Annotated in this window: 18 protein-coding genes; 6 read left to right on the top strand and 12 right to left on the bottom strand. The window is 40.5% G+C overall.

The features are described from left to right. Positions 1-92: 92 nt before the first annotated feature. Positions 93-1016, top strand: a complete 924-nt coding sequence (locus IRQ78_RS07670; RefSeq protein ID WP_194441753.1) for a hypothetical protein — start codon at positions 93-95, stop codon at positions 1014-1016. Between the two features lie 541 nt (positions 1017-1557). Here the strand turns inward: IRQ78_RS07670 and IRQ78_RS07665 are convergent. Further along, positions 1558-1749, bottom strand: coding sequence for a hypothetical protein (locus IRQ78_RS07665; RefSeq protein ID WP_054551284.1), 192 nt, complete (start codon positions 1747-1749; stop codon positions 1558-1560). Between the two features lie 52 nt (positions 1750-1801). Further along, complete coding sequence (locus IRQ78_RS07660; RefSeq protein WP_064485886.1) at positions 1802-1975, bottom strand: DUF1328 domain-containing protein; 174 nt, start codon at positions 1973-1975, stop codon at positions 1802-1804. A 534-nt stretch (positions 1976-2509) separates the two neighbouring features. Here IRQ78_RS07660 and IRQ78_RS07655 point away from each other — a divergent pair. Genes IRQ78_RS07655 through IRQ78_RS07645 form a run of 3 tightly spaced genes read left to right on the top strand, consistent with a single transcriptional unit; the run spans position 2510 to position 5687 of the window. Next, complete coding sequence (locus tag IRQ78_RS07655) at positions 2510-2758, top strand: OadG family protein (RefSeq protein ID WP_054551285.1); 249 nt, start codon at positions 2510-2512, stop codon at positions 2756-2758. 15 nt (positions 2759-2773) lie between these two features. Next, positions 2774-4546 carry a sodium-extruding oxaloacetate decarboxylase subunit alpha gene (gene oadA, locus IRQ78_RS07650; RefSeq protein WP_054551286.1) on the top strand — a complete coding sequence of 591 codons (1773 nt, stop codon included), beginning with the start codon at positions 2774-2776 and terminating at the stop codon, positions 4544-4546. Positions 4547-4556: 10 nt separating this feature from the next. Beyond that, complete coding sequence (locus IRQ78_RS07645; protein WP_194441752.1) at positions 4557-5687, top strand: sodium ion-translocating decarboxylase subunit beta; 1131 nt, start codon at positions 4557-4559, stop codon at positions 5685-5687. A 414-nt stretch (positions 5688-6101) separates the two neighbouring features. Here the strand turns inward: IRQ78_RS07645 and IRQ78_RS07640 are convergent, their stop codons facing one another. Beyond that, positions 6102-7418: a peptidoglycan DD-metalloendopeptidase family protein gene (locus IRQ78_RS07640; protein WP_054551288.1), complete on the bottom strand. Its 1317-nt coding sequence runs from the start codon at positions 7416-7418 to the stop codon at positions 6102-6104. A gap of 398 nt (positions 7419-7816) precedes the next feature. On the opposite strand from IRQ78_RS07640, the gene tyrS reads away from it, so the two are divergent. Next, positions 7817-9016, top strand: coding sequence for a tyrosine--tRNA ligase (gene tyrS / locus IRQ78_RS07635; protein WP_194441751.1), 1200 nt, complete (start codon positions 7817-7819; stop codon positions 9014-9016). Positions 9017-9067: 51 nt separating this feature from the next. On the opposite strand, the gene IRQ78_RS07630 is transcribed toward tyrS, so the two are convergent. The 4 genes from IRQ78_RS07630 to folE2 form a co-directional block, all read right to left on the bottom strand. Beyond that, positions 9068-10018 carry a cobalamin biosynthesis protein CobD/CbiB gene (locus tag IRQ78_RS07630; protein ID WP_194441750.1) on the bottom strand — a complete coding sequence of 317 codons (951 nt, stop codon included), beginning with the start codon at positions 10016-10018 and terminating at the stop codon, positions 9068-9070. A gap of 1 nt (position 10019) precedes the next feature. After that, entirely contained in the window at positions 10020-10727 is a 708-nt protein-coding gene (gene mtnN / locus IRQ78_RS07625) for a 5'-methylthioadenosine/S-adenosylhomocysteine nucleosidase (RefSeq protein WP_054551291.1), read from the bottom strand. Positions 10728-10830: 103 nt separating this feature from the next. After that, positions 10831-11424: a DUF2726 domain-containing protein gene (locus tag IRQ78_RS07620; protein ID WP_054551292.1), complete on the bottom strand. Its 594-nt coding sequence runs from the start codon at positions 11422-11424 to the stop codon at positions 10831-10833. Between the two features lie 81 nt (positions 11425-11505). Next, complete coding sequence (gene folE2 / locus IRQ78_RS07615) at positions 11506-12426, bottom strand: GTP cyclohydrolase FolE2 (protein ID WP_194441749.1); 921 nt, start codon at positions 12424-12426, stop codon at positions 11506-11508. Positions 12427-12600: 174 nt separating this feature from the next. On the opposite strand from folE2, the gene arcB reads away from it, so the two are divergent. Next, positions 12601-14928 (top strand): aerobic respiration two-component sensor histidine kinase ArcB, encoded by a 2328-nt coding sequence (gene arcB / locus IRQ78_RS07610; RefSeq protein ID WP_194441748.1) that lies wholly within the window; start codon positions 12601-12603, stop codon positions 14926-14928. A gap of 6 nt (positions 14929-14934) precedes the next feature. On the opposite strand, the gene arcA is transcribed toward arcB, so the two are convergent. The 5 genes from arcA to trmB all read right to left on the bottom strand — a co-directional run bounded on the left by arcA (position 14935) and on the right by trmB (position 19791). Then, positions 14935-15651 (bottom strand): two-component system response regulator ArcA, encoded by a 717-nt coding sequence (gene arcA / locus IRQ78_RS07605; protein ID WP_054551295.1) that lies wholly within the window; start codon positions 15649-15651, stop codon positions 14935-14937. A 105-nt stretch (positions 15652-15756) separates the two neighbouring features. Next, positions 15757-16281: a YfiR family protein gene (locus IRQ78_RS07600; protein WP_228290684.1), complete on the bottom strand. Its 525-nt coding sequence runs from the start codon at positions 16279-16281 to the stop codon at positions 15757-15759. Then, positions 16278-17900, bottom strand: a complete 1623-nt coding sequence (locus tag IRQ78_RS07595; RefSeq protein ID WP_187490255.1) for an ATP-binding protein — start codon at positions 17898-17900, stop codon at positions 16278-16280. Before IRQ78_RS07595 ends, IRQ78_RS07600 begins: the two co-directional genes overlap by 4 nt. Positions 17901-18020: 120 nt before the next feature. Next, complete coding sequence (rsmC, locus tag IRQ78_RS07590) at positions 18021-19049, bottom strand: 16S rRNA (guanine(1207)-N(2))-methyltransferase RsmC (RefSeq protein WP_194441747.1); 1029 nt, start codon at positions 19047-19049, stop codon at positions 18021-18023. 16 nt (positions 19050-19065) lie between these two features. Beyond that, a complete protein-coding gene (trmB, locus tag IRQ78_RS07585; protein WP_054551299.1) occupies positions 19066-19791 on the bottom strand; it encodes a tRNA (guanosine(46)-N7)-methyltransferase TrmB in 726 nt (241 codons plus the stop codon). Positions 19792-19901: the final 110 nt, after the last annotated feature.

Genomic DNA, 19901 nt, shown 5'->3' with positions numbered 1-19901 from the left:
TAACATTGATAGAAAAAATCTGCCGTAGTTGGTTTTCATTTAGTTGTCATTGTGAGAGCTTAAGGTATGTGTATTTTAAAGGCGTAAGTTGTATGTTTGTTAGTTCAATGTCATTAGCACTTGCAATGACCACAAATACTTTTTTAGTTATGGGCGATATGCCATACACCCCGATTGATGAAATTAATCTCGCCAAAGACGGAAAAATTACCAAGGCAATCGCAGCAACACCTCATGGCTTTTTAATACATCTTGGTGATATGAAATCCGGGGCGCTTGCTTGCACGAACAAGCTTTTGCAAACAAATAAAGCGTTATTGACGTCGTTGACCAAACAGCCTTTTATTTATACCCCCGGTGATAATGAATGGACCGATTGCGACCGAGAAAAGCTATCGGTGCGTTTTGATGAACTTGAGCGGCTAAGCTTTGTTAAAGGCCTAATGTTCGACGAGGCTTATACACAAAAAGCGAAGCAATTACAGGGTTATGCCACACAAGCTGAAATGCTAGAGAATGCCCGTTGGCAGTTTGATGGTATTGAGTTTCGTACTTTGCATATACCGGGCACTTTTAATGGTCGCTCACAAATTTTAAAAAGTGACAAAAACGCAGCACTTGATGCCGCTGATAAACGTGATAAGTACAACTTAATTTGGTTAAAACAAGCACTTGTTCAACAAGATGCTAAGGCCTATGTGTTTGGCTTTCAGGCTGATATTTACCATCCAAGCAGTAAACCCGCTTGCAGTGAATCACAACGTTCTAATTGTGATGCATTTAAAATATACCGAGATGCCATCAGCGACTTCGCAAAGCACACCAATAAGCCTGTACTTGTAATGCATGGCGATACCGGCCCATATTGCCAGCAGCAGTTAGCGAGTAACTTAACGCGTTTAAATGTCCCCGGAGATTTTGCTGTAAGCGATGTCGCAAAAGTAAGTTTTATCGACGGCCAATGGCATATAGCAAGTATAACGACAAATGTGCCCCTCACTAAGGTTTGTAAATGAAAGCTGAAAGTTAGCGAGTTTTTAGAGAAAGGAGCTATCAGCTTTCAGCCGTCAGCTATCAGATTAAAACCCAACAAATTAGCGAGTTTCTAGAGGAAAGAGTAAAGTTATCGAGTTTGAGGCTCACGTAGGCGTGAAATTTATTTCGCGCGATGTTTCTTAAATCTACGTGTAAGTCGTAGGTCGGGCTTTAGCCCGTCAGGTATGAGTAATAAAACATGTGTCGCCATAAATGACGACCTACATGATGTAGGATAGAACGGAGTGAAACCCAACAAGTTAGCGAATTTCTAGAGGAAAGAGTAAAGTTATCGAGTTTGAGGCTCACGTAGGCGTGAAATTTATTTCGCGCGGTGGTTTATAAAGTCATCAGACTTTAAACCCAAGTTAAGACTTGTAGGAGGCGTTTTAACGCCGAAAAACTCACGCTATAGCCAAAAGTTCACGGTTAAAACCATTCCTACGATTATCTCAGATCTCATGCATCATTTAAAAAACAAAAAAGCGGCACTTGGCCGCTTTTCTTAGGTAAGGTGAGTGATTAGCAGTTAGTTTCTTCTGCGTTAACACCTTCTTTTACTTCTTCACATGCATCTTCAACTGCATTTTGTGTATCAGTAATTGCTTCGTCAATACGCTCACCTGCGTCTTCAGCGGAGTTGTCTTCACAACCCATGATGAAAAGACCTGAAAATAGGGCGATAGTTGCGGCTTTTAAAGTTGAATTTTTCATAATGAAATTCCTTGTAAATTTAAAAATAAAGTAAGTGGTTATCTGCTTTTAACTACTTAGGGACGTTGCCTCTAAGTGCTCCTGATACCAGCGAAATAACAAGTAATACTAAAAATATAAAAAAGATAATCTTAGCGATGCCTGCAGCGGCTCCTGCGATACCGCCAAAACCTAACACTGCTGCGATTAACGCGATAACTAGAAAAGTAATTGTCCAGCGTAACATAGTGGTCTCCTTGGCTATTTAAATTTTCTTAAGTTCGATGTAACTGAAGCGAGTTCTGTGCCAGAACTTTTATTTTATATATTTCAATGGGTTGTGTGTTTTTATTGTTCTTTAGAGGGTTCATCATTTGGTAACTTTTACGAGTAAGCATGTAACTTATTCATAGTGATATTTTTTCATATTGAGATGCATGAGAAAAAGAGATAATGCACCAATAAATGGTAAGACCAATTTAACTTTATTTGGGTTGGCTACCTCTAACACCTTGTTGTGTGTGGTTTTTAGCCATTTTGTTGCTATTAATTAATAGTTCAGCATATAACGACTGGCTATATTGATTATTTATATCATCTATAGCGGGGCTTTAAATGCATAAATAGTGGGGTGTTAATTATATGTACGTCATGTTATTTTAAATTTAATTGGTTTTACCAATTTACAATGGTGCTATACAAATGAATTTTGTTTGTTATTATTGGTGCATAATTATTTAACAAAAATAACTTTTTATTTTAAGTAAGCGAGGGGAGTCGTATGGATATAGGTGGATTACTCACCACTGCGGCCAGTTTGATGGTGACAGGCATGGTAGGCGTGTTTGTTTTTCTGACTATTTTGATTTCAGCAGTCACTTTAATGTCAAAGGTAGTGGGTCGATTTGATGATCCTGCAATTGCAGAACCTACGCGTACAGCAAAAATTCAACCTCAACAGGGTGTGCCACAGGCACATATTGCAGCAATCAGCGCTGCAATTGCTCAATTTCGAAATAAACAAAAATAACGGGGCAGCTTAAACATGGCTAAATTAAAACTAACCGAATTAGTATTGCGTGACGCACACCAGTCTCTTTTGGCAACGCGTATGCGCTTAGACGACATGCTACCCATGGCAGAAAAACTCGATAATGCGGGTTATTGGTCAATTGAATCATGGGGTGGTGCGACGTTTGACTCGTGTATCCGTTATTTAGGTGAAGATCCTTGGCAACGTATTCGCGAGCTAAAAGCGGCAATGCCAAATACTAAGCAACAAATGCTACTACGCGGACAGAATCTTCTAGGTTACCGTCATTATGCTGATGATGTAGTCGAAAAGTTTGTTGAGCGTGCCCACAAAAACGGTGTTGATGTTTTCCGTATTTTCGATGCGATGAACGATGTGCGTAACCTTGAAACTGCCATTAAAGCTGCTGTTAAAGTAGGTGCTCATGCCCAAGGTACTATTTCGTACACAGTAAGCCCAGTCCATACGCTTGATATGTGGCTTGAGCTTGCAAAACAACTAGAAGATCTTGGTTGTCATTCAATTTGTATCAAAGATATGGCAGGTTTATTAAAGCCTTATGATTGTGAACAGTTGATCAAAGGTTTAAAAGAAACTGTGTCTATTCCTATTGCGATGCAATGCCACGCGACCACAGGTTTAAGCACTGCAACTTACCAAAAAGCGATCGATGCAGGTATCGATATGCTTGATACGGCTATTTCGTCAATGAGTATGACCTATGGTCATAGCGCCACAGAAACCATCGTTTCAATTGTAGAAGGCACTGAGCGAGACACAGGCCTTGATTTAAACCAATTAGAAGAAATTGCTGCTTACTTCCGTGACGTACGCAAGAAATATGCTGCATTTGAAGGTAGCCTTAAAGGCGTTGATGGACGTATCTTATTAGCGCAAGTGCCGGGCGGCATGTTAACTAATATGGAAAATCAGCTTAAAGAGCAAGGTGCTGCTGACAAACTTGATCAAGTATTACTCGAGATCCCGCGTGTTCGCGAAGACTTAGGTTACATTCCACTCGTTACACCAACCTCGCAAATTGTTGGTACTCAAGCGGTACTTAATGTTTTGACTGGCGAGCGATATAAAACCATCACTAAAGAAACTGCGGGTGTCCTTAAAGGCGAGTATGGTGCAACACCAGCGCCAATGAATAAAGAGCTGCAAGAACGTGTACTAGATGGCGCTGAAGCAATCACTTGCCGTCCTGCTGATAAGCTTGAGCCTGAACTTGAGAAGCTTGAAGCAGAGTTATTAAGTGAAGCTAAAGAGCAAGGTTTAGAGCTTGCTGATGACGTGATTGATGATGTGCTTACTTACGCATTATTCCCTCAAATTGGCCTTAAGTTTATTAAAAACCGTAACAACCCTGATGCGTTTGAAGCAATTCCAACGGGTGAAGTTGCTAAGTCAGAAAGCAAACCAGCCGCTTCAAGTCCTGCAAAAGCAGAGCAATACAGCGTTAAAGTTGACGGTAAAGTTTACGATGTCGTTGTAGCGCAAGGTGGTGAACTAAAAGAAGTAACTCTAAAAGACAGTGAGTTAATTCCTCAATCTGCCTCAGCGTCTGTTAGCGAAACCTTAAACGCGCCGTTAGCAGGCAATATTTTCAAAGTGAAAGTAAAAGCTGGCCAAACAGTAAATGAAGGTGATGTGGTTATCATAATGGAAGCAATGAAAATGGAAACAGAAGTTCGCGCCGCACACTCAGGTACAATAGCTGAAGTATTAGTAGCAGAGGGCGACTCTGTTGCCACTGGCGATGCGCTAATCGCGCTAGCATAGGAGACAGAGGATGGATGGTGTTTTAAACCTCTGGCATGCGACAGGTATTGCTAACTTTACCTTTCCTGCATTAATAATGATTGCGGTAGGTTGCGGGTTATTATATCTCGCAATCGCCCGTAAATTTGAGCCATTATTGTTATTACCTATCGGCTTTGGGGCTATTTTAACTAATATTCCTGTAGCCGGGTTATCTGAACCGGGTGGTTTGCTTTATTACGTGTACGATATCGGGATTGATTCTGGGGTGTTCCCACTTTTAATCTTTATGGGCGTGGGGGCGCTTACAGACTTTAGTGCCTTGATAGCAAATCCGCGTATGTTGCTGTTAGGCGCGGCTGCGCAGTTTGGTATTTTTGCTACTTTATTTGGTGCAATACTACTTAACTTCATTCCTGGTTTTGAGTTTACACTTCAAGATGCATCGGCCATTGCCATTATTGGTGGAGCAGATGGTCCAACAGCTATTTTTTTAGCATCTAAGTTGGCACCTGATTTACTGGGAGCTATTGCTGTAGCGGCTTATTCATATATGGCACTAGTGCCAATTATTCAGCCGCCAATTATGCGTGCATTAACAACGCAAGCAGAGCGCGAAATTCAAATGCCGCAACTTCGTACAGTATCGAAGAAAGAGAAAATTGTTTTTCCGTTAATGGTGCTTAGTTTAACCATCTTGTTTTTACCAGCAGCAACGCCGCTTGTGGGCATGTTCTGCCTAGGTAACTTGATGCGTGAATCGGGCGTGGTTGATCGTTTAAGCAATAGTGCACAAAACGAAATCATCAACATTACCACCATTTTCTTAGGCTTAGCGGTAGGCTCAAAGCTTGCGGCCGATAAGTTCTTAACCGTAGAAACAATCGGTATTTTGGTGTTAGGTGCATTGGCCTTTGCAATTGGTACAGCTTCAGGGGTGTTTATGGCGAAGGGTCTGAATAAGATCTCTAAATCGCCAATCAACCCATTAGTAGGCGCAGCAGGTGTGTCAGCGGTACCAATGGCAGCACGGGTGGTTAATAAGGTCGGCCTTGAGAGCAACCCGCATAACTTCTTGTTAATGCATGCCATGGGACCAAACGTAGCAGGGGTATTAGGAAGTGCCGTTGCAGCAGGTATTCTGTTAGCGATTGTTGGCTAAGTCGATTTACTTCCAACCGACTGGCGCAGTAATTTTACTGCGCTTTTTTTTGCCTATAGACTAGGGTCACCCTAAAGAAATTGTAGTTAAATGATAGTTGTGTAAGGAAGCCGCCATGAATGTTTTTATTATCTTATTATGCCTTTTTGTTGCCTTGGTTATTCTGATACCGCTACTTGAAAAGTATCAGTCTAGAATGGGGCTTGATGGCGCGACAAAGTATGCAAAGTACATTTGGCCACTGGTGATGATTTCGCTGATTATTCAACTTATCTATGTTCTTTTAAGGTAATAGTTGCATTAAACCGCAGTGCCATCAGTACTCATTTTAGTAAAGTCTATAATAGTTTTAGCCGGGTTTATTTGGCACAAAAAAGCCGCTTCAATTGAAGCGGCTTTTTTATGTTTACTTAACTACTTATTTAGCGCCAATTGTAACTCACGGTTACGTTGTAATTGCGCTAAGAAGTTATCAGCAATCGGTTTAAACTTAGCTAACTCATCGCGCGGTAAAGGCTCTGATTTAGGTAGTTTGACCGTTTTCGGATTACGGTGTACACCGTTTACTAAGAATTCATAGTGTAAGTGTGGGCCCGTTACACGACCTGTCGCACCAACCGTACCAATCTTTTGGCCTTGCTTCACTTTCTGACCAGTTCTAACCATCTTTTTGTCTAAGTGTAAGTACTTAGTTACATACTGTGTGCCATGGCTAATAAATACATAGTTACCATTGTATTTACTGTAGCCTGCTCTAATCACTTTACCATTACCCGATGATACAACTGGCGTACCGGTACGCGCTGCGTAATCGATACCGTTATGTGGTTTTACCGTTTTGGTCACTGGGTGTAAGCGACGCGGGTTAAAGCTCGAACTAATATACTTAAAGTTAACTGGCGCACGTAAGAAAGCCTTTTTCATGCTGCGGCCTTCAGGCGTATAGAAGTTACCATCGGTATGGCGAATAGCAGTGTAACGCTCGCCTTGGTTAATAAACTCTGCGGCAATAATTTTACCGTCGCCAATGTATTCACCATCAACATAGTGAGCTTCGTAAATAAGACCAAATTGGTCACCTTTACGAATGTCATTAGCAAAGTCGACATCCCAACCAAAGATGTCAGCAAAATTCATAATTTGACGCTCGCTTAAGCCAGCGGCAATGCCTGATGTCCAAAAGCTATTAGAGATCTCGCCGCCAGCAGATTTACTTAGCGTTTCGATTTCTTTGCTATCGATAGAAGTGTCGTAGTTACCTTCGTCATTTAATGTAACGTATAAGGTATCTGTTTTTGAGATCACATAACGAAGCTGCGCTAAAGAGCCATCTTCAGCGGTTGCAAAGCTTAAGATTTCGCCTGGGTGAATTTTTGTTAACTTACGAGTTTCAGCGTTGGTATTAACTAGTTTGTGTAATGTTTGCGCTGAGAAACCCGCACGTTTAAAGATAAGTGCTAAATTATCGCCATTACGTACTTCATGGTCGATAAGCTCGTATTCTGGAAGTTTTGCTGCTGCTTGCTCCGAATTAAGCTCAGTTAGTTTTTCGTTATCATCAACTTTAACTTGTAATTCGTAGCGTTTACCAATTTCAAGTGCGTTTGCACTGTTGTCCTTTGATGCGGTGGCTTTTTCAGAAGGCAATAACGCCAAGCCGACAATAGCAGAAACCAAACCGAGAATAAGCAGTTTGTGTTTTTTGGGAAGTTTGTGCACTACGTGAACCATATCGTGCCTTTTCTGCTGTCAAGAAATTTAAATACTAATATCGCAGGATATACCTAAAATAGAGCAAATACCAGTGTTTTGTAGATTTAAACTGGCGCTATTTTACGCTAGAATTGGCCTGCGCGTTAAACTTTTTTGTTTAAAATTGCAGCAGATGTCTATGGTTAAACTAAATCTACATTAGTTAACTAAAGTCCCTTCATTAAATTGCAATAACGCGGTATAAAGAACAATCATGCGCGCTGCCTTCAGGGCTGTTTCTTAAACTATTTAAGTTAGGCTTTTTTCTAGTGTCGCTTTTTGGTGCTAACTAGCTAAATTTTAAAGTTTTTAGCTCTATATTTATAACCCTGACAGGCCACCACGCCCCGGTAGCTGAATTTTTGGAGTAATACACAGTGGATTTACAAACCGCTCTAGCTGAGATAAAACGCGGTGCAGAAGAGATATTAATTGAAGACGAATTAGTCGAAAAGCTAAAGTCTGGTAAGAAACTTAAGATCAAAGCGGGTTTCGATCCAACTGCGCCTGATCTGCATTTAGGTCACACAGTTCTTATCAACAAAATGAAAACCTTCCAAGACCTAGGTCATGAAGTGATTTTCTTGATCGGTGACTTCACCGGTATGATTGGTGATCCGACGGGTAAAAACGTAACGCGTAAACCGTTAACCCGTGAAGATGTATTAGCTAATGCTGAAACCTATAAAGAGCAAGTATTTAAGATTCTTGATCCTGCTAAAACTACAGTTGCATTCAACTCTACTTGGATGGAGAACTTAGGTGCAGCAGGTATGATTAAACTGGCTGCGCGTCAAACAGTAGCACGTATGCTAGAACGTGATGACTTTAAAAAGCGTTATGCCAACGGTCAATCAATTGCTATCCACGAATTTTTATATCCACTGGTACAAGGTTGGGACTCAGTTGCATTAGAAGCTGATGTTGAGCTTGGTGGTACAGACCAACGCTTTAACCTATTAATGGGTCGTGAATTACAAAAAGACGAAGGTCAAAAGCCACAAACAGTACTTATGATGCCACTGCTTGAAGGTACTGATGGCGTTCAGAAAATGTCTAAGTCATTAGGTAATTACATTGGTATTACTGATGAGCCTAACGACATGTTTGGTAAAGTGATGTCTATTAGTGATGAGCTAATGTGGCGTTACTATGACTTATTAAGTGCATTATCTATCGAAGAGATTGCAGCGCTTAAACAACGTGTTGCAGATGGTGCAAACCCGCGCGACATTAAGATTGAGCTTGCCAAAGAAATGATTGCACGTTTCCACAGCGAAGAAGCAGCCGAAGGTGCTCATCAAGATTTCATCAAGCGTTTCCAAAAGAATGCATTACCAGATGAGATCCCTGAAGTAACAGTAACAATTGCTGAAGAAACTGTGTTTATCACTAATCTATTAAAAGAAGCGAACCTTGTTGCAAGTACGTCAGAAGCAATGCGTATGATTAAACAAGGCGCTGTAAAGATTAATGGTGAAGAAAAAGTAACGGATACTAAGCTTGAAGTTGCTAAAGGCACTACACAGATTTACCAAGTAGGTAAACGTAAGTTTGCTAAAATCACCTTAGCTTAAATAAGCTAACAGAATAAAAACCAGCTGCGGCTGGTTTTTTTGTGCCTTTTTTTAGTTAATAAACAGCGTAGCCACTTCAATGGCGATGATAAGTAGTAACCAAAATGCTTTCGCTTGATTTAAGCGATTCACTAAAGCGGGAATATCATCGGCATCTGGTAGGCGATCGGTACCAACACGCATTTTATTAAAGCGCTCACCTTGGTAAAGGGCAGGGCCGCCTAATTGCACTTGCAAAGCAGCCGATGTAACACTTAACAGCCAACCCGTATTGGTTTGATAAAAGTGTCTGCCATAGTGCTTAATGTAATGAATGCTCTGTCTACTGGCATTGGTTGCTGCAATCGTTAAAGCGACTAATCGAGTGGGTAACCACTCCAATACAAATAGTAACTTAGCAATGGGAGCCAAAAATGGGTTGTTGGGTTTTTGGTTTTTTCGCCATGCTTGATGAATTAATGTCAGTAAGCGATAAACTAAAGCAAGGATAGCGCCGCCAAGTAGATAAAAGAATATAACGGCAAAATAATGCCGCGCACTTTGTAACACCAGTGACTCCATGGTTGCTTTACAAATTCCAGAAGCCGATAAACGTGATACATCACGGGCAACAAGGCTCGAGAGTAGCTCTCTAGCAGTCGCTTTTTGGTTGAGCTTGAGCAATCTGGCAATACGTAATGATTTCTTCTCTTGCGCGCGGCTACTGAGTAACAAATATAAAATTAAGCCGCTTAATAACTCAGGATAAAAAGCAAACTCTAAAAACAGCACAACTAATGTCACTATCACTAAAATAGTGAGTGTAAAAGCCAAAGTTGAGGCTAAATATTGATAGCTTTTAGGATTCGTTGGGTTGTATAAACGATCGTTGAGGGCAGAGAAAATAACGCTTAAAAAGGTATTAGGATGATACCAACTAACCAAAGGAAAGAAGCGCTCAGCTAAGAGCGCTACAAAAAATACAATAATGTCCAAATGGTTTTGAACAATATTTGCAATCACCTTATAAACTCACCGATGTTAGCTTCTCTAAAAGAGCAACAACCATTTTAGATGAGTTGATAGATGCAGTTTCGATATACTCTTCAAATGATTGCGGCGATTCTTTGCCAGCAATGTCAGACATTGAACGAATAACAACAAATGGTGTTTCTAGCACGTGACAAGCTTGTGCAATTGCTGCACCTTCCATTTCTACTGCAAGCATAGTTGGAAATTCTGCGCGTGTTTTTTCAATTCTTACCGGGTCACACATGAATGAATCACCAGTACAAATTAGGCCAATCATGGTTTTAACATCGCTGATTTGGCTTACGCTTTGCTCTGCCGCTTCAATCAATTTAGGGTGCGCAGCAAAGCCCGCTGGCATTTGTGGTACTTGGCCGATTTCGTAACCGAATGCAGTCACGTCTACATCGTGGTGACGAACTTCTGAAGAAATAACGACATCACCTACATTTAGCGATGGCTCAAAACCACCTGCAGAACCTGTGTTGATCACACAATCTGGGCTGAAGTTGTCGATTAGTAGTGTCGTTGCTACTGCAGAAGCTACTTTACCAATACCAGATTGAACTAAAGTAACAGTGTTACCCGCTAATTCACCGGTGTAAAAGGTAAAACCAGCTTTAGTCATGATGCTTGGGTTTACCATTGCTTCGCGTAAGATTTTTACTTCTGGCTCCATCGCGCCAATAATACCAACGTGCATAATATTTGATTCCTTAGGTTGAATAGGGTGATTATACCTAAAAATGTCTAAAACAAACAAAAAAGCAGACCTTAAAGTCTGCTTTTGCCAATATTATGACGGACTATATTTCTGCAAGCGCCGTTGAGTGTGCTTTTGCTTGTGATGGTGATAGTACTGCTGGTTTAGTTACTCGATTGCGTGCAGGTCTTGCCGGTGCTGCTGCAGGTTTACCAAGTTTAAACATGATAGCGTCACGCACTTCTCTTGGTTGATAGCCTGATTTTACTTTCATACGAATATGCGGAATGCCTGCCGCTTCTAACGCGCCACTGACAAACCAGTCACGTTGTGCTTTATGGCCGTCGCGGTTGGTGTTATTTACTAAATCAACAGCGGCAACAATGCTAAGTTTGTCCTTGTCGATAAGCACGTAATCTAACTGTTTGTTTTTGGCTTTAGCCATTGCAGCACGTTTAGCTTTGACAGATAAGCCTTGCTTACAGTCGATTAAATCAATCAGTTTAACACGGCTGACGATTTTGTACTGGTCACCTACAGCACGTTCTAGCAGGTGTAAAAAAGCACTCTCAACTTGCGTAAAAACAGTTTGCTTACGAGTGAAAGGGTAAGGGTTTCCGCCTTCATCGGTAAACTTTGACGCAACAACAGAGGCTACGACGACTAATACTAAAATTGATAATAAAGCGAATTCCATACGGTAACTCCACAACAACAAATTGACACTGAAAACTAATAGCAATTAGCGTGCCTAACTGTATGGAGCTACCCGAAATTTTTAAGCCGTGTATCCGCCAGCAACCCCTTTAACAGCGATTGCTACCGCGTCATGGGCATGAAGTGATTCGTAGTGGTTTATTTGTAGCCAGTAATCTGCGTAGTTATGCTGTTCAAGTAAGCCTTTAATTTTACGTGCAGCATCTTCGCAGAACATGAGGTTTTGACCATTTAAGCGGGCAAACTCTTGCTCATCTTCACGTTTAACCGCCGCTTGTACTGGCGTTTTTAGCTCAGCTTCTAAAGCATCAATTAAGCCAACCACATCAAAGCTGTCAATTTGGCTGTCGAGTTTTACTTTCACGTTGGCGATTGAACGCTGTGAGTGTGGTGTAGCTACAATCCCGTCAGTTGTGCCTAGCCATTCTAAAACAGTTTGCTTATCAACATTTTGCTCTGCAAACTTTTCGCTAAAAGCGTTTTGAATTAATTGACGAGCAAGAGCCGCTGAACATGGGCATGTTGACGAGTAAGTGACATCAACCATTAACTCAAAGCTTACAATGCCTTGGTTGATCTTAGCGATCAGATGAATCGGGTAGTTTTTCCAACCTACTTTGCCACTTAATAAAGATTTTCGGCGCAGTGGTAGCTCAAACCTAAATTCGATTTGTGCTTGGTCACTTAAATCATCATGGCTGCTAATAAAGGCATCAAGTGCTTGCTTGAGAGTTTGTGGATTAACTTGCTGCTCGGTTGATAAGGTATCAAGGGCTAAAAATAGACGCGACATATGAATGCCTTTGGCGTCTTCTTTATGCAAGTTTACAAAAGCGCGTGCCTTGGCAATTACGTTTACAGGGGCAATATTGCGAGTTTCAAAAATGAAAGGAAGTTCAATTTCGCCCATGCCAACCCAGTCTAATTTACCTGTTTGTAAGGCGGGAGCCGTATCAGCAATATCTGGCATTGTGGTTTGCATGGTAATACTCATTCTTTGCAATTATTAAAGCGCGGTATTTTACATGAAAAAATATAAAAAAGCGGCGTTGATGAAAAAATTCTATGTTTATCGCACAATATGAATATTTCTAAAGGAATAGTGATAAAATTAACTATGCTGTTTTTTTTCGATTATGTGCCTAAGCTTTAATATATGATTGATTCTTCTTTGAGTCCCTGGGCTCGCACACTCTCAAGCTTTATTTCTAAGTACGGTGAGTTTAAAACTGCCGCTGCCTGTTATGCCTTATTACTGGTCATGTCGCTGATTTTATCGTGCATGTTTTATTATGTAGCAGTCGGTACGGTAACTTTAGTTGATGTTTTAGCTGTGTTGTTTTTTACCGCAGTAGTATCGCCGATATTAATAACAGTGCTGCTCAATTCTATTCGCCAGTTAGAAGCATCTTATAGTTATCTAGATAGCGCAACCAAACAAGAAAAACTGCTCAATCAAACGCTAAAAGACAATATCAGTCGCTTAAACGAAGAGATTGATGAACGTAAAATGGCGTTTCATGCTAAGCACAGAGCAATAGAAGAACTTAGACGCGAAATCGCCGAGCGTAAGAAGACCCAACAAGAACTTGCGCAACAAGGCATGCTATTGCGCTCTATTGTCGACTCATCTCCCGATTTATTTTATTACCGCGATAACAATGGTGTATTTGCTGGCTGTAATAAAATGTTTGAACAAGTGATAGGTAAAAGCAGCGATGAGTTAATCGGTAAGAGTGTTGAAGAAATCTACCCAAGTGATTATTTACCAGAAGTACTGCGCACCGACAAAAAAGTATCTCAAACTCACCAAGCTCTTACACTTGACGTTGAATACCCTGTTAATGGTGAAAAGCGTTGGTTTGAGATGCGTAAGTTACCCTTTATTAATGAAAAAGGTGAGTACATTGGTTTACTTGCCTTTGGCCGTGATATCACCAGCCGTAAAGAGGCGGCTCAGGCCCTTGAAGCGGCTTACAAAGATAAAGGTAAATTCATTGCGACTCTAAGTCATGAACTAAGAACACCGCTTAACGGTATAGTGGGTTTAACCCGCATGTTGCTAGATACAGAACTTGATAAACAACAACGTAGTTGGTGTAACACGGTATTCTCAAGCGCCGAAACCCTTGGCAATATATTTAACGATATTATCGACTTGGATAAAATTGATCGTGAGCAGCTTGATATTGTTGCTGACTCAGTCAATGTGGCCGACTTTATAAATGATGTGGTGAACTTTGCAGGCTTAATTGCTGAGCAAAAGGGGCTTGAGTTCAATATTAAACGCAAAGGTACGTTAGACGTTTATGCGTCACTTGATCCGACTCGTTTACGTCAAGTTGTTTGGAATCTCATCAATAATGCGGTTAAGTTCACCCAACAGGGTCATGTTGAGCTTGAATGTCGCCGTGAGAATCGCGCTGATGGGCCTTGGTTAGTGATGCGTGTAAGCGACACCGGTCAAGGCATTCCTCAAGAGCAGCTGCACCGTATTTTTGACATGTACTATAAGGCACCTGATATCAAAGGCACCAATGCAATTGGTTCAGGGATTGGTCTTGCAGTAACTAAAGCACTTGTTACTGCGATGAAAGGTGAAATCAATGTCAGCAGTACTGAAGGTGAGGGCAGTGTTTTTGTTGTCGAAATTCCCCTTAAGCTTTGTATTGCGCCAGCTGAGCAAAGTTATGCGGTACGCAGCTTAAATATTCTTTTAGTTGAAGATGTGCCGCTAAATGCTGAGATTGCTACCAACCTACTTGAGCAGCGTGGCCACGAAGTTATTTGGGCTGAAACAGGTGAAGATGCGCTGTCGTTTGTCTACACAGAAGATGACTTAGACCTCGTTTTACTTGATATGCAATTACCAGACATCAATGGTGATGAAGTTGCTCGTCAAATTCGTGATGATGAGCACTTTGATAAGCTGCCAATCGTTGCCTTGACTGCCAACGTGCGTAGTGCCGAAGAAGAACTTGCGGGTATTAATATTCAAGGTGCACTCGCTAAGCCTATCAACACCACAAAACTCGATAAAATGCTCGGCGAGCTATTTGATATCAAACAGCAACAAAATTGTCAGCCTGAGCCAATTAAAGCCGTGACGGAAAAAGACTTATCGGGTATACGTGTTGAGCTTCTCGATATAGAAACCATCGAAGACTTTGTAGGCTCAATGGGGCTGGTTATTTTTAATCGTAGCTGTGAGTTATTTAATAAGTTAAACCCTCAGTATCAAACTGAGCTAGCAGATGCGTTAGCTGAAGATGATAGAGAAGAATACAAATCGGTGGCGCATAAATTGAAAGGTGCAGCAGGCTCTGTAGGCTTAAACGATGTGCAGTTACATGCTAAGAAGATGGAACACGGCGCGCTTGAAGAAAGTAGTGAAGAGTTACAACAGTGGCTTAATGAACTTGCAGTTAAAATAAATGAAGGGCGTGACGCCCTCCAATTATTCTTACAGCAGTTAGAAGATTAATTCTAATTAGCTGTCGATTTTACCAATGAAACGATAGCCTTCACCATGGATGGTGCTGATCAGCTCAGAGGTGCTGTTATCGCTTTCAAAGTGTTTTCTGATACGACGAATGGTTACGTCTACAGTACGGTCATTTGCGCGAAGCTCACGGCCAGTCATGTGCTTAATTAATTGCTCACGGCTGAAAATACGGCCCGGTGAATCGAGCATTAAACGAAGTGCGCGGTATTCACCTTTAGGTAAACGCTTAGCGTCGCCACTTGGAGATGTTAAACAACGGCTGTTTTCATCAAGTTCCCAACCGTTAAATGTAATAACACCATTTGTTTCAATATTCGCTTCTTCGCCACCTAATGCTGTGCGCGAAATAAGGTTACGAGCACGAATAGTTAATTCGCGAGGGTTGAATGGTTTTGTGATGTAATCATCAGCACCAATTTCAAGACCTAAAATGCGATCAACGTCGTTGTCACGACCTGTTAAGAAAATTAAACCAACATTACGTTTTTGACGTAATTCACGCGCTAAAATAAGCCCGTTTTTACCTGGTAGGTTGATATCCATAACTACAAGGTTCACATCATCATTATTTGTAAGCTTGTCATGCATATCATCGCCATCAATGGCTTCAATAACTTTGTAACCTTCGGCTTCAAATAAACTAACGAGGTTTAGTCGAGTTACGTCTTCATCCTCTACGATCAGAATGACTGGCGTTTGCATTGTATATTAACCTTTTCGGAAATTTTATTTACAAAAATTCGGTATTATCAAGCAAAACCGAATACTAGAGATTATAGGATTAGATCCAATTGTTAACAAGTAAAATCAATTTGGATAAAACTTAGCCATAGCTAACAATCGAGATTGCACTTTAAAGTTATGCTGCAATACGTGCTGCTTATTGATATACAGTCGGATTTTATTTCCTTCTTGAACCAGAGAGGCTATTCCGCCTTTCTCTAAAAAGCGAATACTTTCACCTATCGTTAAAGTATTTAATGAAATTGTATCGGTCCAAAGTGGAAGTATATCATTTTCTAATGTTTCATCAATGTATGTGATATCACAAATCTGAGAAAGTTCAGAAATTTGCTGAGTTTTTTTCACTAAAATAACGTTGATAGGTTTTTTGTTAATTTGCAGTTCACTTTTGTCCTTTAGGAACGACCCAGGCCCTGTTTCTACATTATAAAAACAGAAAGAAATAGGTGGAGGATCCATGCTTTCAGTAAACTTAGTGAACTTAGCAATTTGATATAAAAACGCAGATTTTACTTGTTCTGGTGATTTTGCAAAACTCGGGGTGGCGTAAATAACAAAAGCAAAAAGGCAACATATGATTTTCATCATGCATTACCTTCAGATAAGGGGAGAGTAATAATAAAATGAGCACCCTCGGTATTTAACTCATCGTGAATTATTGTACCGCCTAAGGCTTGGGTTACCAGGTTATAAACTAAATGCATACCTAGTCCACTTCCACCTTCGCCTCGTTTGGTTGTCACAAATGGGTCGAAAATACGTTTTCGAATCGTCTTTTCAACACCAACGCCATTATCGAAATAGTGAATAATAAAGCTGCTTTCATTGCGCTCAACGTTAAAGGTGATCTCGTTATCAAGCTCGTCGCTAAAACCATGGATCACAGAGTTACTCAATAACTGCTGTAACACCTGCTGTAATGGTCCCGATTTAGTCTCAATACTAAAGTCATTATTGCAGTTAATCGTGATTTTAGGATTGCGATATTGTATTTCTGAGCGCATCGACATAATCACATCATTTAATAAATTATATAAGTTTACGTTAGTGGTTATTTCGACATCTTGATTAACTGCCACTTTCTTAAAGCTTGAGACTAGCTCTGCGGCTCGGTTTAAGTTGCGATAGATAAGATCTAGATTTTCAATGCCATCAGTTATAAAGCGTTTTAAATGTGCTGAGGTGAGTGTTTTTTGCTCAAACTGCGTGTTGATTTCTGCCAGCTTGTCACGCAGCAAAGTTGAACCCGTAATACCTAAGCCGATAGGTGTATTTACCTCATGGGCTACACCTGCAACCATTTGCCCTAAAGAGGCCATTTTTTCATTTTCTACTATTTGATTTTGGTATTGATGCATACGCTCAAGTGTATTGAGTAGTTCTTGGTTAGCCTCACGCAAGGCAATAGTACGTTGATTTACTTTCTCTTCAAGGCTTTGGTTAAGCTGTTTTATTTCTTGTTTGTCTTTTTCGTGGCGCTCGATTTGCTTTTGGGTTCGGGCAAGCATGATATTTAAGCTGCTAGAAAGCTGATTAATTTCATCGACATTAGTTTTTTGTGCGCGAGTGTCATAGTTATGGTTTTTTGACACATCTTGAAGCAAGTTACTCAGTTCATCAATTGGGTTCGCAATACGTTTTTGAATACGCAGAGCAACAAAATACACCAACACTAAAACAAATAGGGTTAGTAAAATATCAATAAAGATTTTACGGTTAATATACTGATTGAGCCTATCTAAGCCACCACGAACATAGGCATAGCCAATCACTTCTCCTTCATATTTGATTGGTTTTATTAATTCTATTACATCATCTTTAAACTTTGGCTCAGACAGCTCGCTGATACTGTTTACTTTGATAGGAACTGGCGGAGTTCTATTGGCGTTAAAGCTGCTGAAAAAAACAGGCTCATTCGATAATTCGTCAATTGCGTATATGTGAATGTTTTTAATGAGCGGCACTGTCTCGAAAGATTTTAGGCGCTCTGTTTCAGTTTCGTTATCATCAAATAACACTGTGACCTGGGCGTTATATGCAATAATTTCAGATAGAATAGTTATTTTATCGACAATTAAGGCTTTTTGTTCTTTTACATCTAGGTAGGTCGAAATAGAGATAGACAAAGACAAGCACAACGCAGTAACAAGCATAACCGCATTAGTTAATGCCTTACGAATACTCGTTTGTGCCGATAAAATTGACATGCGCTATAGAAAGCCTAAATTTTTATTTTATTAGTAAGAGTTTAGTCTAGCAAAGACATTTAAAAGTAACTAAATATTTTAAAAAATATTTTTGCTACGAATAAGCTATTTACTCAACTTTTATTTAGCTGAGTAAACTGCAAATTTTGTATTTTTGAAATCGGTACTGTATTGGCCAAATTGCGCTTCTAAAATAGGTGGGTATTTTAAGAAGCTGTTTGCAACTATGGTCAGTTTACCTTGCTTACTCAAGTGTTGCTTTGCAGAGCTAAGAAATGCCTCGGCAATGGTGTAATCAGTGGCAATACCGGTGTGGAAAGGAGGGTTACTGATGATTAAGTCGAATTTACCATTAATATCAGATAAGCCATCACTTAATACCGCTTGGCCTTTAAGGTTATTTAATGCAAGTGTTTGCTCTGTGGCGTAAGTAGCAAGAGCACTTACATCGCTACATACAAACTCAAGCTCAGGCTGCTTTTTTCCTAAATAAGTAGCAATAATGCCTGCGCCACATGCAAAGTCGAGCACTTTACCCTTGCTAATACTTGGCGCATTATTTAGAAGTACCGCGGTACCTACATCAAGCGCACCGTGGTTAAATACGCCCGGCACACTAATCGCCGTAAATTCAATATCGCCGGCTTTCACTTGAAATTGCTTATGATAACGACCGATAGCAAAGTTATCGTTTAGCGTAAGCTCAGAGAATAAATACAAAATACAGTGCTTGGCACTATCGATTTTGTTACTAAAACCACAGTGATCTTTTAGTTGTTTCTCTGCTGATTTAACACCGCTTTTATTTTCACCTACCACAAATAGTTGCGCGTCTTGATTACTAACAGCACGAATGTTATCGAGGCACATTTGTGCTTCGGGCTTAGCTTTTGGGTAATAATAGATAACTAAATCGTAGTTATTATCTGGAATAGTGTGGCTAACCACAGCATGTACACCGGCAATTTTGCTAGCATACATGGCATTTGCGTGGTTATAACTGAACGCAGTAATTTTTGCGTCAGGGTTTAGCGTTTTAAGTTCGCGTAAGAAGCCATCTTGCTCAAAGTTAACCACTAAAATCGATTGTCCAACAAGTTCGTCTTCATTTCGAAGCAATAATAAACTTGGGTTGGTTAACTTACTCATGCTGCTTTACCTTTTGTTACTTAGTACGCTCAAACATTAGATCCCATACGCCGTGACCTAAACGGTGACCGCGCTGCTCAAATTTTGTCAGTGGACGTGAATCTGGGCGAGGAACGTAATCGTTAGTTTCTGATTGGTTTTTGTAACCTTCAGCAACTTGCATTACTTCAAGCATATGCTCAGCATAATTTTCCCAGTCAGTCGCCATATGGAAAACACCGCCAATTTTTAATTTGCTACGTAACTTTTGCGCAAACTCTGGTTGTACGATACGACGCTTATGGTGACGTTTTTTATGCCATGGATCAGGGAAGAATAATTGCAGCTTAGATAAGCTTTCATCGGCAATACAATCAGCTAGAACTTCAACTGCATCGTGTTCGAATACGCGTAAGTTTGTTACACCTGCTTCGTCGGCATCCATTAAACAGGCACCTACACCTGGGCGGTGAACTTCAATACCGATGAAGTTAAGCTCTGGTGCGTTTTTAGCCATTTCGACTAGCGATTTACCCATACCAAAACCGATTTCTAGTACCACATCGTTATCGTTACCAAACACTTCTTTTAGGTTTAGCATGCCATTTTTATGCTCAAGGCCCATCGTTGGCCAACACTTCTCGATGGCTGCCGCTTGGCCTTTTGTGAGGCGACCTTCGCGCTTTACGAAACTACGAATCGTGCGGATATATTTACCCTCTTGCTTTGCTTGCTCGAGGTTTGGGTTACTTGAGTCACTCATATATTTTGGCCTGATAAAAATACTGACGATAGAAAAAGGGTGCGTATTATCCCTGACCTGCGCCTTGAGTACAATAGTCTGGGCTTGTTTATCTTATGAGATTAATATTG

The organism is Pseudoalteromonas simplex (assembly GCF_015278155.1).
Lineage (GTDB): Bacteria > Pseudomonadota > Gammaproteobacteria > Enterobacterales > Alteromonadaceae > Pseudoalteromonas > Pseudoalteromonas simplex.
This window is presented reverse-complemented; position numbering and strand designations above follow the sequence as displayed.